Raw genomic sequence first — 12,662 nt, forward strand, 5'->3', positions numbered from 1 at the left:
GATTGCAGCGGCCGCCCATCCGCTGATCGCGTGCGCCAGGAGCACCTGCGCCGGGGTCGCTGCCGGTGCCGCTGAAGCCCCCACTCCATGCTTGCCCCCCATTCCCCCCTCGTGATCTGGGCAGCGGTCGCCGTTGCCACCATCGGCCTGCTGTTCCGTCCCTTCCGCATCCCCGAGTATGTGTGGGCGCTGGGCGCTGCCGCCCTGTTGCCGCTGCTGGGCGCGGTATCGCTGCAGACCGCATGGGGCGCGGTAGCCGAAGGCCGCGACGTCTACCTGTTCCTGGTCGGCATGATGGTGCTGGCCGAACTGGCGCGGCGCGAAGGCCTGTTCGATTGGCTGGCGTTGTACGCGGTGCGGCATGCGGGCGGATCGGGGCGACGCCTGTTCGACCTGGTGTTCCTGGTCGGCACGCTGGTGACGGTGTTCCTGTCCAACGATGCAACGGCCGTGGTGCTGACACCGGCGGTCTACGCGGCCTGCAAGGCGGCGCGCGCCAATCCCCTGCCCTACCTGTTCGTCTGCGCCTTCATTGCCAATGCGGCCAGCTTCGTGCTGCCCATCTCCAACCCGGCCAACCTGGTGGTGTACGGCCAGCACATGCCGCCACTGCTGCAGTGGCTGGCGCAGTTCGCGCTGCCGTCGGCGGCGGCGATCGGTGCCACCTACCTGGTGCTGCGCTGGGTACACCGGCGCGAAATCGCGCAGCCGCTGGTCGCCGCACCGGAACATCGCCCGCTGACCGAGGGTGGCCGACTGAGTGCATTGGGCGTGCTGTTCACCGGCAGCGTACTGCTGGTGACGTCCGCGCTGAACGGACCGCTGGGCCTGGCCACGTTCTGCGCCGGCGCGCTGAGCGTGGCGGTCGTGGTGATACGCCAGCGCCATAGCCCGCTGCCGCTGCTGCGGCATGTCGCCTGGGGCGTGCTGCCGCTGGTGGCCGGTCTGTTCGTGCTGGTGGAGGCGGTGGCGCAGACCGGCGTCATCCAGACTGCGGCAAGCGCGCTGCAGGCCATGGCGCAGGCTTCTCCCCACCAGGCCAGCTGGCTGGCCGGTGGCGCCTCTGCACTGCTGAGCAACGTAGCCAACAACCTGCCGGTCGGCCTGGCCGCCGGTTCGCTGGGCCAGATGGCTGAACTGCCCGCACAGACCCGTGCCGTACTGCTGATCGGCGTGGACCTGGGCCCGAACCTGTCGGTGACCGGCTCGCTGGCCACGATGCTGTGGCTGGTGGCGCTGCGCCGCGAGGGCGAGCATGTCAGCGCGCTCGGCTTCCTGCGCGTCGGCGCGCTGGTGATGCCGCCTGCACTCATCGCTGCGTTGTTGCTGCTGTGACCAGAATGCAGGCGGCGGCCCGGCCCTAGAAGACCAGCTGCAGACGGGTATTGAAGGTGGTGCCTTCATCCCTGCCCGCAGCACTGCCGCTGCGGTGGCGGGTCTGCCAACGCACGGCTTCGAACATCACCCGGCTGAAATCGTTGAGGTACCAGTTCGCGCCCAGTGTCCACGCGTGAGCGGTACCACCACTGGGCAGTTCGGCATAGTCCACGTCCTCATAGCGGCCCTTCAGCTCCCACGCACCGCTGCCGCCGCGCGTCACCGGATCGGCCACCTTCACCTTGCCCCACGTGCCGGCCTTGCCCGAGTAGGACGGCAGCGCGCCCGCCAGGAACCAGCCGGCCGAGATCGCCCACGCTTCGTGGTCGCGATCATAGCGCCCGCTGGCATCGGCCCCGCGCAGGCTTCGCGTACCCCACTCGCCGGTTGCCCACGCCGGGCCGAAGAAGCCGGCCAGTTCCGCGCCGTAGGCGGTGCTGCGCTCGGCGCCCACCAGCGTGCCCGGTGTGATCCTGACCAGATCGTTGAAATGCCCCGCGATGGCCGAACTGCGCACCACGCCGCTGGCCCCGGCGGGAATCTTCTCGTGGAAGGCCCATGCGCCCAGATGCACCGTGGCGTCGGCGGTGTCCAGCGGATTCCAGTGGACGCGGGTGGCCCAGGTCTGGCTGTCGTTGTCGGTGCCGGCGTTGTTGAGGTCGTTGCCGGCCACCGACAGGCTGGCATGCCAGCCCCTTCCATACACCCGCTCGGTGAGCCCGATACCAAACAGGCCGCGCTGCGGCAGCAGCAGCGTGCCGACCACGTTGCGTTCCTGGAACGGCGTGTTGGACGTGCTGCTTGAGCCATCGATACCGCGATCGTTCAAGCGGTTGCCGATCGTGAGATCGGCCGGCAGGCCGAACAGCGTGTGGTCCAGCGTGGCGTAGACCGACTTCCACGCCACCGCGTTGTCGGCGAAGTCGCCCTCGACGACCCAGCCCAGGGTGCCGTAGCGCCCCTCGGCCCCCAGGCGCACCGAACGGATCTCGGTACCCGAAACGTTGCGGTCGGCGACCGCCGAACCGTCGGTGCTCGAGGCATCGACGAACAGGCGGCCACGGGGGCGGAACACCGTCGTGCCGTCGGCACTGCTGAACTCCGGTGCACCCTTGGCCCAGGAGACCTTCGGCAGCCTGGACTGGCTGGTTTCCAGTGCGGCCACCCGCGTTTCCAGCGCAGGCGCGGGCGGCGTTGACGGTGCCCTCGCACTGCCCTGCCCGCCCTCGACGGCGCGGAGGCGTGCTTCCAGTTGCTGGATCTGCAGTGCCTGCTGCTGCACCAGGCGTGACAGCTCGGCCTGGCTCAGCGGCGCGGGCAGCGACGACGTGGACTGTGCGTCGGCATGGCCACTGGCCAACAGCAGGCCGAGCGCGACCGACAGCGCTGCCAGCGGCAGCACGTTGGAATGGTTCATGGGCTCTCTCCGGCCAGCCGGCCCCCTGGCCTGGCGCTGGCCCGTTGCGGTGGTGCGGGGGAAGATCGGGGAAGGAAGCGCGCGCCGCCGGATCGGCCCGGCGGCGCGGCAGGCGGGCTCAGCCCGTCCGGGTCAGCTGGTGGCCTGTGCCTGGGCGTTGGGACGCCAGGTGATCAGCTTGTTCTCGACCACGTCCAGCAGCGCGTCGATGACCAGCACGAAGGCGGCCAGGATGATGATGCCGGCGAACACGCCCACAGCGTTGAAGTTGCCTTCTGCCTGCGCGATCAGGTAGCCCAGCCCCGCCGAGGCGCCGAGGTATTCGCCGATGATCGCACCGACCACGGCAAAGCCGACCGAAGTACGCAGCGAAGACAGGATCCAGCTCGCCGCTGCGGGGAAGTAGACATGGCGCAGCAGGTCACTGCGGCTCGCCCCCAGGATGCGGGCATTGGCCAGCACCACCGGATTCACCTCGCGCACGCCCTGCATGGCATTGAAGAACGTGGTGAAGAACACCAGCGTGACCGCCAGCGCCACCTTCGACCACAGCCCCAGGCCCAGCCACAGCACGAAAATCGGCGCCAGCACCACGCGCGGAATCGCGTTGAAGCCCTTGATGAAGGGATCGAGGATGCGTGCCGAGCGGCGGCTCAGGCCGAGCCAGACGCCGCCGGCCACACCCAGGCCGGTGCCGATGATGTAGCCCAGCGCGGTTTCGGTCAGCGTGATGTAGACATGCTGATAGAACGACGTATCGGACAGCCAGGTCCAGGCCTGCTGCACGATGGCGGTTGGCGATGGGAAGAAGAACGGATCGATCACGCCCAGCGCGATGCCGCCTTCCCAGCCACCGAACACGGCGACCACCAGCGCGAGCTGGATGAACTTGTCAGTCTTGGCGTGCATAGCTCTTCTCCACTTCGCCGCGCAGGCAGGCCCAGATGTCGCGGTACAGGTCGGTGAAACGGTCATCCAGCTTGATTTCGGCCACGTTCCTCGGCCGTTCCAGATCCACATCGAAACTGCGCACCACGCGGCTGGCCGGGCCGGAGGACAGCACCACCACGCGGTCGCCCAGGGCGATCGCTTCTTCCAGATCGTGGGTGATCAGGATCACCGAGCGCCGGTCTTCCTGCCACAACCTCAGCAGCTCGTTCTGCATGAGGTGGCGGGTATGGATGTCCAGCGCCGAGAGCGGCTCATCCATCAGGATCACCTTTGGCTCGACGATCAACGCCTGGGCCATCTGCACACCCTTGCGCTGGCCACCGGACAGCTGGTGCGGGTAGCGATGCTCGAAGCCGGCCAGGCCGACCTTGGCCAGCCACGCGTCGGCCTTGGCCTTGCGTTCGGCCTCGGGCACACCACGGAAGCGCAGGCCGAGTTCAACATTCTGGTACGCGGTCTTCCACGGCAGCAGCGCGTCCTGCTGGAACAGGTAGCCGACCGACTCCTGCACGCCGCTGACGGCACGGCCATCGATGCTGACCTGGCCCGACGACGGCTTCAGCAGGCCCGCCACGGAATTGAGGATGGTGCTCTTGCCGCAGCCGGTGGGTCCGACGATGGCAAGGAACTCGCCGTCACCCACCTGGATGTCGACATCGCGTACGGCGGTGAATTCGCCGAAGGACATGGTCACCTTGTTGATGGCGACCATGGTCTGTGCAGGCTCCAGCTGCGGCGCGCCATTGAACTGGCGCACGGTGGCATTGAGGGCCATGGTTTACCTCCGCTTACGGTTGGGCAGCCGGCGCCGCAGCGTTGGCACGCTCGACGAAGGCATTGGTATAGGTCCGGGACAGATCGATATCGGCCTTGGCGACATCCGTGTTGAACTCACGCAGCACCTTCAGCGGTGTTTCCAGATCGGCAGGCGTGAAGTGACCGTCCCGGGTGAAGATCGCGCGCGCGTTCTCCACCGCGCGGGCATAGGTGGCGCGGTCACCGGAGACGTAGCTGTCCGGCAGCGCGGCCACGATGTCTTCAGCACTGTTGTCGGCGATGAACTTCAAGGCCATCTGCTCGGCGCGGGCGATCTTCTCGGCCGCTTCGGGTCGCGTGTCCAGGAAGCTCTGGTTGGCGTACATCACCGAGGTCGGGTACAGGCCGCCATAGACCTGGCGGGCGCCGTCGTCGCTGCGCGCGTCGACGATGATCCTGCCGACCTTGCGCTCGGTGATCAGGGTGGCGGCAGGATCATAGTTGACGAGCAGGTCGATCTTGCCCTGCTCCAGCGCGGCCACCGCTGCGGCGCCCGAGCCGACGCCGATCAACGAGATGCTGTCGGCCGGAATATCGTGCTGGGCGAGGAAGTGACGGACGAAGAAGTCGGACGAGGAGCCCGGCGCGGTGATCCCGACCTTCTGGCCCTTGATGGTCTCCGGGCGCGCCGGATCGAAGGTGGCATCCTCGCGGCCGGCCATCACCAGGCCGGAGTTGCGCGAGAGCAGTACGAAGGCCACCACGTCCTTGCCCTTGGCCTGCATCTGGATGGTGTGGTCGTAGAAGCCGACGGCCACGTCGGTGGAATTGGCCACCAGCGCCTGCAATACCTTGGAGCCGCCCTGGGCGAAGTTCTCGGTCTTCACCTGCAGGCCGACGTCCTTGAAGTACCCCTTGGCGTCGGCGATGAAGAACGGCAGGTTGTTGAGGTTGTAGGAGCCGACGCTGATGCGTACCGGTGCATTGTCGCCACCGCCGGCGGATGCGCCTTCGCTGCGCCCGCTGTTGCTGCATCCGGCCGCGGCCAGACCGGCCGCGCACAGCGCGGCCAAGAAGAACTGCTTGTACATCATCCCTCCCAGGAGTGAAGCATCTACGTTGTAATGGCGGGCATGCGCGTCTACGCAGGCCCGTCCGGGTTCAGATCATGCCGCTGACGTCCATTGGCGGGCTTGGGTGGCACTGGCCGTGGCGGGCGCGGGCGAAGTCGCGTACACGCGCCCCTCGAACAAGCGGCGTGCGGTGCGGACCACGCTGGCAATCACCGGCGAATCGCCCGAGCCGCGACTGAGGCCCACCTCCAGGGCCCCACTCGGATGTTCGAGGGTAATGCTGCCGGGAACGGACCGGCATCCGACCAAAGTGTGGGCCAGCGTGCCCGGCGTGACGGCGGCGGTGGCCAGGCCGACCGCACCGGTAATGGCCAGTGCGGTGTGGCATTGGTGCGGCATGAAATAGCGCACCTGCAGATCGCCGCCCTGTTGCGGCGCCGACAGCAGCACCGGCTTGGGAATGACCTTGTTGCCGGCGTCGGCGATGCCCATGCGGGCGCCCGCTTCGATGCGCAGCGCTTCCAGCCGGCGCATGAACGCCGCGTCCGCGTTCAGTTCGGCGGGCGAGGCATCACCGCGCACGCCCAGGTCTTCGGCACGCACCAGCATCATCGGCATGGCGCAGTCCACCAGGCTGGCCGGCACGCCATTGATGGTTTCCTGCGCATGCCCGCTGGGCAGCAGCTTGCCGGTGCGGGCGCCTGCCCCATCAAGGAAGGACAGCCTGACCGGCGCGGCTGAGCCCGGCGCGCCGGCAATGCGCGTATCACCGCGGTAGGCCACAGTGCCGCCCGGCGTTTCCACCGTGGCGATGATCAGCTTGCCGGTATTGACGTTGTGGATGCGCACCTCGGTCTGCGGATCCTGCGCCTGCACCAGCCCACGCTCGATGGCATACGGGCCGACGGCCGCCAGCATGTTGCCGCAGTTGGGCGAGGTATCCACCACCTGCTGCTCCACCCGGACCTGGGCGAACAGGTAGTCCACGTCGGCGTCCGCCCGGCTCGAGCGGTCGATGATCGCCACCTTGCTGGTCAGTGCGTTGCCACCGCCGATGCCGTCGATCTGCAACGGATGGCCCGAGCCCATCACTTCCAGCAGCAGGCGATCCCGTTCGGCGGTGTCCGCCGGCAGGTCGCTGGCCAGGAAGAACGGGCCCTTGGAGGTGCCGCCGCGCATGAGCACGCAGGGAATGCTGTGCAGATCGTTGGACATACGTGTGCTAGATTGATGCGTATAGGGGATGAATGACCCCTCTGTGATTCGATACTGGCATGACCCTAATTGATCTGTGAATTGCTGATTTTTGGATGATTGATACCCAATGAGCATCAATTGCGAAATCCTGGATCTACGCGCGTTCCTGCTGGTATCGGAGACACGCAGCTTCCATCGCGCCGCTGAAATCCTGCACGTCTCCCAGCCGGCGCTCAGCCGACGGATACAGAAGCTGGAGCAGGCCGTGGGTTCGCCGCTGCTGGAGCGCACCACGCGCAGCGTCAGTACCACCGCTGTCGGCGAGAACCTGCTGCCACTGGTGCGCCGCATGCTGGAGGAATTCGATGGCTCGCTGTTCTCGCTGCGCGGCCGCGAAGACACCCGCGGCGCCACCGTGACCATCGCGTGCCTGCCGACGGCGGCGTTCTACTTCCTGCCCAGCGTGATGGCGCGTTTCCACGAAGCACACCCGAACGTGCGCTTCCGCATTCTGGATATCCCGGCCACGGAGGGTCTGCAGGCAGTGGAACGTGGTGAAGTCGAGTTCGGCATCAACTTCATGGGCGCCAACGATCCGAATCTCGACTTCGACGTGCTGGCCGAGGACCCCTTCGTCCTCGCCTGCCGGCGCGATCATCCGCTGGCCCGCAAGCGCAAAGTGGAATGGGCTGATCTGGCCGAGCACCAGCTGATCACCGTGCATCGCACCAGCGGTAACCGCACGCTGCTGGACGGCGCGCTGGCGCGCGAGAACCTCAAGTTGAGCTGGCACTACGAGGTGACGCACCTGTCGACGTCACTGGGCATGGTCGAGGCCGGCATCGGCGTGTCGGTGCTACCGAAGATGGCCACGCCGGACGGGGATCACCCCACCCTGGTGACGCGCGCGATCGGCAACCCGGTGGTGTCGCGCACGATCGGCATCGTCCGCCGACGGGGTGCCCTGCTCTCGCCCACCGCAGAGCGATTCCTTCAGATGCTGATGAGCCAGTGGCGTGGGGAGGCGTGAGCAACCGCACGGTTCACGCGCTTGTGCTGTCCTGACTCCAGGCGAATGTGCTGCTGCCACCCATCAATCGGGCCGTCTGCATCGACCATTCCTGCAGAAGCTGCCGCGCGCCTGATTCGCCACCTCGCCCGATTGCCTCCAGCATCCTGTCCAGTCTTCCGCGGATCGCGCTGGACACCGGCAGTGCGAGCAGATTCTTCAGTGCAGCGTCTGCGGCCGGGAAATCGCCCAGGCGAATGGTGGACAGGTACTTCACCCATTGGCAGTAATCGCCCTCGAAACCGGCCTCTTCAACATACATCAGAAGGTCCGCAGCTGTTCTCACCCCTTCGAGCATTGCGAGGTGAGCCTCGTGCGTGCCGCGGAAAAAGTCCTTTGGATCTTCCGGGCAAGCGACCCTCTGGCCGAGAGACATATGCAGGTGTGGCAGGCCGTCATAGACCGGAAGTGCGAAGGTCCATACATAGATGGAGGACGGCGCTGGGTCCATGGCAAACCCGGAGATCACATCGCGCGTGTACGAAACAATCAGAAAGTTGCCAACCACCCGCAACCCAGCCTTCCTGGCGTTCCGTTTCATTGTCCACAGATCAATGGATCTCATGCGTGCGCCCGACGGTTGGCGACGGCATAGGACTTTCAATGTTCAACTGGATGCCCTGCACCATTCGCCTTCCGTCGCGCAGGACAACAAGGGCTCGATCCAGATCGCGCCTTGCAATGGAAATCGATCTCAGACCAAGCGATTGAGCGACCTCGCACTGCGAAAAGAAGATGTCATAGGTCTTCATCAACTCGGCATGAAACAGCTGATTGGGGGCGTTGTCGATCACCCTGGAGAGGTCCGTCATGAAATTCCATGCATCCACGACCTCCCCGGGGTCGACCTCCCGCCCTGAATCTACAGACGAGATCAGCGAGTCGAGGTCAATGACGGACTCTCCTTCCCAGTCCAGGACTCGGCCGCGCGCGGCAACCTGACCCTCCAGCCCTTCCTTGCTGCTATCGCAGACAGGCCTTCCATTGCTGGACATCACCCGATCATGGTCACCTGATACCCAGGCAAACCAGATGATCCGCATTCCCCCTGCAACGCCGACCGGATATATCGCTTCCACTATCGATTCCTGCTCAGATGGTTCCATCCATCCCGGGCTCTCACGGGAGGTGCAGCCGCTCCGATGGTAACGCCAAACTCGATTGCCGATGACCTGCGGAGCCTCCAGCGACCGGCACTACCAGGTCAATCAACCTGCGGTTTCCAGTCCCTTCCCCGCCGCATCCATCCGCAGCGAGGCCAGGTAGCGACAGTACTTGCCCACGAAGACGCCAGTGAACCCGCCGGTCAGCAGCAGGTAGGCGGCGCTGAAGCCGGCACTGGCGGTCAGCGTCGGCGACACCGCAAATGCGACCTCGAAGCCGTACTTCACCAGGAAGGTGACCAGCAGCAGCGGCAGCAGGCTGAAGTCCGCGCTGCGCCAGAGCTTGCCGGTGCTGCGGTCCAGCGTCAGCTTCAATCGACTCAACAGCAGCCAGGCAAGCGCGGCCCCCGTGGCGATGCCGGCCAGCCACTCGCTCCAGGCGATCAGCGACGCGCCGAAACGATGGCTGATCGACCACGCACCCCAGACGGCAAACAGGCCGGGCACGATCGCCAGCTTCTGCAGCGAGGTCTGGGCCGGCTTCATGGCGGCAATGCCACGGGTGACCAGGAAGGCCAGCAGCAGCCAGACCCAGATCGGCGTCTGCGAGGCGAGTTGCTGGAGCATGTTCATGAGCGGTCCCCCTGGTGAGTGGTGGCTGAGTGGTGGCGAGGTGTCCTCGCCTTGGCGCTCACTATTCGCTTCCGCCCGGGTTGCAGCCAGTGACAGCTGTCAGCCATCGCCGGTTACGCCGTGGCGAGCACGCCCTGGCCTGACCCGGCTGGGGCGGGCCAGGCCGGGCACATGCTGTTGACGGCCCTGCCCTATGCTGGGGGCCTCATTGGAGACCTGCCAGGTACGAACCATGACGAAGCTGCACACCCTGATACTGACCGGCGGCCTGCTTGTGCTGAGCCCGCTGGCCTCGGCAGAGACCGTGAATCTGACCAACAGTGCCGAGGGTGCCAACCGCGATGCCGGCATCACTGCGGTCAAGAAGAAGCTGCAGGACGCGTGTACCGAGCGCAAGGGCTCGCCCGACACCGCCTCGTTCGAGGTGGTCTTCGAGAAGACCAACCCGAACCCGAGCGTGCCCAAGCCCTACTACGTGGACGGAAAGATGAAGTGCGACCTGCCGGGCTGAGGCGATTCAACCATCGGTGCCGGAAATGCGCCGCCGGTACTGCGCCACCCACTCCAGCGACGGCGCAATACCGCCGAACGGGAAGAAATGCGGGCTGACCTGGCCATGGGCGCGGGTCAGCCCCTTCACCAGGCAATCGACGAACACCTCCGGCCCTGCCGTGCCGAGCAGCCGGCCGATCGAGATGCCATACCGGGCCAGCATCGATGCACTGGCGCCCACGCCGCACATCGCGGCGTAGCGCAGCAGGCGAGAGACGCTGGCCGGGCCCGGCACGCCGACCAGCACCGGGACGCTGATGCCACGCGCGCGCAGTGCATCCAGCCAGGCCAGCACGGCATCGGCATCGAAGGCGAACTGGGTGACGATCAAGGGGGCCATGCCGCGCGCTTCGATGCTCTGGCATTTACGCTCAAGCGCCTGCCAGCGTTCGTCACTGCTCATTACCGGATGCCCTTCCGGGTGTCCGCCGATACCAACGACCTTGATCCCGGAGCGCTCCAGAAGACCGGTCTGGATGATCGAAGCACTGTCGGCAAACGGCCCAGCGGGCGTGGCCAGGTCGCCCGCGATCAGCAGGCAACGCGCGACCCCGGCGTCGCCGGCCGCACGCTCCAGGAAGCGCGCAAGCGATGCGGCTGACCGGATGCGGCGGGCAGAGAGATGCGGCATCGGCTCGAATCCGAGCGCGCGCACGGTGCGCACGGCGGCCAGACGGGCGTCGTCATCCTCGCTGGCCAGCCAGGGAATGGAGATGACCGTACCGCGCGGGATCCGATCCGCCTCGGCGCGCAGCGCAGGCATGGCCTTCGCGCTGACTTCCAGTGAAAAAGCGTTGATGAAGGCTTCCGCGTGCGCTGAGGTACCGGCCGGCATCAGCGCGCCTCGCGTGCATTGCCGGCAAGCGGCGAGCTGTTGCGGGCCAGTTCGATGAAGGCCTGCAGGTAGTCGATACCGGTATCGGCCTCGCGCGCACCCAGGTAGATCTGCTTGGGGATGCCCTTGGCGCCCAGCCGTACGGGCACCACGTCCATGCGCGTGGCGTACTCCTCCACCAGCCAGCGCGGCATGGCAGCCACGCCGCGGCCGCTGGCCACCATCTGCATCAAGATGTCGGTGGTTTCGATGGCCTTGTGGCGCCGCGGGGTGATGCCGGCCGGCAGCAGGAACTGGTTGTAGATGTCCAGGCGCTCGAACGGCACCGGGTAGCTGATCAGCACTTCCTGGCCGAGCTGGCGCGGCTTTACGTGGTCCACCTTGGCCAGGGCGTGGTTGCTGGCCACCACCAGCACCTGCTCGTAATCGAACACGGGGATGAACTTCAGGCCCGGCTTCAGCAGTGGATCGGGCGTGACCAGCAGGTCGATCTCGTAACCGAACAATGCGCCGATGCCACCGAACTGGAACTTCTGCTTGACGTCCACATCCACGTCCGGCCACGCCGCCAGGTAGGGAGAGACGATCTTCAGCAGCCACTGGTAGCACGGATGGCATTCCATGCCGATGCGCAGCGCGCCGCGCTCGCCCTGCGCGAACTGGCCCAACCGCTCCTCGGCCAGGTCCAACTGCGGCAGTACCCGGTTGGCGACCGCCAGCAGGTACTGCCCGGCCTGGGTCAGGCGCAGGCTGCGGCCCTCGCGCAGCCAGACATCGGTGCCCAGCTGCTGCTCCAGCTTTTTCATGCTGTGGCTGAGCGCCGACTGGGTCAGGTTGAGCACGCCGGCGGCCGCGGTGAGCGAGCCCTGCTGTTCGACCTGCTGCACGATGCTGAGGTGGATCCGTTCCAACATGACGATGAATCTCATTCATGGATTGGTGAAGTAATACCATTTTACGTCATGGAAGGGCATGGCTAGGATCGGGTCATGCCTTCGGTTGCCTGCCAGCCTGCTGACCCAGCCGGCCTGCGGGGCTGCGCACCTGCAGATGCCCGAAGGCGCTCCCCTCCCCCGCTGATAGCGAACAGATGACCCGCCCCCTCCGTATCGTCGCCGTTTCCGGCGGACTGCAACGCCCCTCCAGGGCCGCCGCCCTGGCCGAGCATCTGCTGGACCTGATCGGCGAAGACATCCACAGCGAACAGCAGCTGATCGAACTCGGTGAGCTGGCACCGCAGCTGGCCGGTGCGCTGTGGCGCTCGCAGCTGCCCGAGGCCGTGGAGCGGCAGCTGGTTGCGGTTGAACAGGCCGACGTCCTGGTGGTGGCCACGCCGGTCTACCGCGGCTCCTACACCGGCCTGTTCAAGCACTTCTTCGACTTCATCGACCAGGATGCGCTGGTCGATACCCCGATCCTGCTGGCCGCCACCGGCGGCAGCGAGCGCCATGCCCTTGTGATCGACCACCAGCTGCGCCCGCTCTTCAGCTTCTTCCAGGCCCGCACCCTGCCCCTGGGCGTCTACGCCACCGACCGCGATTTCGCCGAGGGCCGCGTGAACAACGACGCACTGATCCAGCGTGCGCGACTGGCCGTGCAGCGGGCGATGCCCCTGCTGGCGCTGTCCCATCGCGCCGCGCCTCCCGCTACCGCAGAGGCCACCGCAACGCTTTGAATGCCAGACGCCGCCGACCTGCAT

14 protein-coding genes are annotated in these 12,662 nt (G+C 66.4%); 4 read left to right on the forward strand and 10 right to left on the reverse strand.

The window, feature by feature from the left end; all coding sequences use genetic code 11:
* The first annotated feature begins 87 nt into the window (after positions 1-87).
* The gene (locus tag AC5P7F_RS16060) at positions 88-1,335 is read left to right on the forward strand and encodes an SLC13 family permease (RefSeq protein WP_164076906.1); all 1,248 of its coding nucleotides are present in this window, start codon (positions 88-90) and stop codon (positions 1,333-1,335) included.
* 25 nt (positions 1,336-1,360) lie between these two features.
* On the opposite strand, the gene AC5P7F_RS16065 is transcribed toward AC5P7F_RS16060, so the two are convergent.
* The 5 genes from AC5P7F_RS16065 to AC5P7F_RS16085 all read right to left on the reverse strand — a co-directional run bounded on the left by AC5P7F_RS16065 (position 1,361) and on the right by AC5P7F_RS16085 (position 6,789).
* Positions 1,361-2,794: an OprO/OprP family phosphate-selective porin gene (locus tag AC5P7F_RS16065; RefSeq protein WP_164076907.1), complete on the reverse strand. Its 1,434-nt coding sequence runs from the start codon at positions 2,792-2,794 to the stop codon at positions 1,361-1,363.
* A gap of 132 nt (positions 2,795-2,926) precedes the next feature.
* Complete coding sequence (locus AC5P7F_RS16070; protein WP_005409726.1) at positions 2,927-3,703, reverse strand: ABC transporter permease; 777 nt, start codon at positions 3,701-3,703, stop codon at positions 2,927-2,929.
* A complete protein-coding gene (locus tag AC5P7F_RS16075) occupies positions 3,687-4,520 on the reverse strand; it encodes an ABC transporter ATP-binding protein (RefSeq protein ID WP_481462508.1) in 834 nt (277 codons plus the stop codon). The genes AC5P7F_RS16070 and AC5P7F_RS16075 overlap by 17 nt, the downstream gene beginning before the upstream one ends.
* A 13-nt stretch (positions 4,521-4,533) precedes the next feature.
* Positions 4,534-5,592, reverse strand: coding sequence for an ABC transporter substrate-binding protein (locus AC5P7F_RS16080; RefSeq protein WP_197641378.1), 1,059 nt, complete (start codon positions 5,590-5,592; stop codon positions 4,534-4,536).
* 75 nt (positions 5,593-5,667) lie between these two features.
* Positions 5,668-6,789, reverse strand: coding sequence for a 4-oxalomesaconate tautomerase (locus AC5P7F_RS16085; RefSeq protein ID WP_481462509.1), 1,122 nt, complete (start codon positions 6,787-6,789; stop codon positions 5,668-5,670).
* Between the two features lie 109 nt (positions 6,790-6,898).
* Between AC5P7F_RS16085 and AC5P7F_RS16090 the strand changes: the two genes are divergently transcribed.
* Entirely contained in the window at positions 6,899-7,801 is a 903-nt protein-coding gene (locus AC5P7F_RS16090) for a LysR family transcriptional regulator (RefSeq protein ID WP_010485668.1), read from the forward strand.
* Between the two features lie 13 nt (positions 7,802-7,814).
* Here the strand turns inward: AC5P7F_RS16090 and AC5P7F_RS16095 are convergent, their stop codons facing one another.
* From AC5P7F_RS16095 to AC5P7F_RS16105, 3 genes are all read right to left on the reverse strand, one after another.
* On the reverse strand, positions 7,815-8,381 hold the full coding sequence (locus tag AC5P7F_RS16095; RefSeq protein ID WP_032958916.1) for a hypothetical protein: 567 nt from the start codon (positions 8,379-8,381) through the stop codon (positions 7,815-7,817).
* 10 nt (positions 8,382-8,391) lie between these two features.
* Positions 8,392-8,919, reverse strand: a complete 528-nt coding sequence (locus AC5P7F_RS16100; RefSeq protein WP_197602785.1) for a hypothetical protein — start codon at positions 8,917-8,919, stop codon at positions 8,392-8,394.
* Positions 8,920-9,048: 129 nt separating this feature from the next.
* Complete coding sequence (locus AC5P7F_RS16105; protein ID WP_075076936.1) at positions 9,049-9,576, reverse strand: DUF6622 family protein; 528 nt, start codon at positions 9,574-9,576, stop codon at positions 9,049-9,051.
* Between the two features lie 232 nt (positions 9,577-9,808).
* On the opposite strand from AC5P7F_RS16105, the gene AC5P7F_RS16110 reads away from it, so the two are divergent.
* Complete coding sequence (locus AC5P7F_RS16110; protein WP_032958921.1) at positions 9,809-10,087, forward strand: hypothetical protein; 279 nt, start codon at positions 9,809-9,811, stop codon at positions 10,085-10,087.
* A 6-nt stretch (positions 10,088-10,093) separates the two neighbouring features.
* Here AC5P7F_RS16110 and AC5P7F_RS16115 read toward each other — a convergent pair whose 3' ends face one another.
* Together AC5P7F_RS16115 and AC5P7F_RS16120 are read right to left on the reverse strand one after the other, a co-directional pair.
* Positions 10,094-10,963, reverse strand: a complete 870-nt coding sequence (locus AC5P7F_RS16115) for a methylenetetrahydrofolate reductase (protein WP_164076910.1) — start codon at positions 10,961-10,963, stop codon at positions 10,094-10,096.
* Complete coding sequence (locus tag AC5P7F_RS16120) at positions 10,963-11,877, reverse strand: LysR substrate-binding domain-containing protein (RefSeq protein ID WP_164076911.1); 915 nt, start codon at positions 11,875-11,877, stop codon at positions 10,963-10,965. The genes AC5P7F_RS16115 and AC5P7F_RS16120 overlap by 1 nt, the downstream gene beginning before the upstream one ends.
* A gap of 176 nt (positions 11,878-12,053) precedes the next feature.
* On the opposite strand from AC5P7F_RS16120, the gene msuE reads away from it, so the two are divergent.
* The gene (gene msuE / locus AC5P7F_RS16125) at positions 12,054-12,638 is read left to right on the forward strand and encodes an FMN reductase (protein WP_049439650.1); all 585 of its coding nucleotides are present in this window, start codon (positions 12,054-12,056) and stop codon (positions 12,636-12,638) included.
* Positions 12,639-12,662: the final 24 nt, after the last annotated feature.

This window comes from Stenotrophomonas sp. YJH_SMC_105-26 (genome assembly GCF_059368915.1).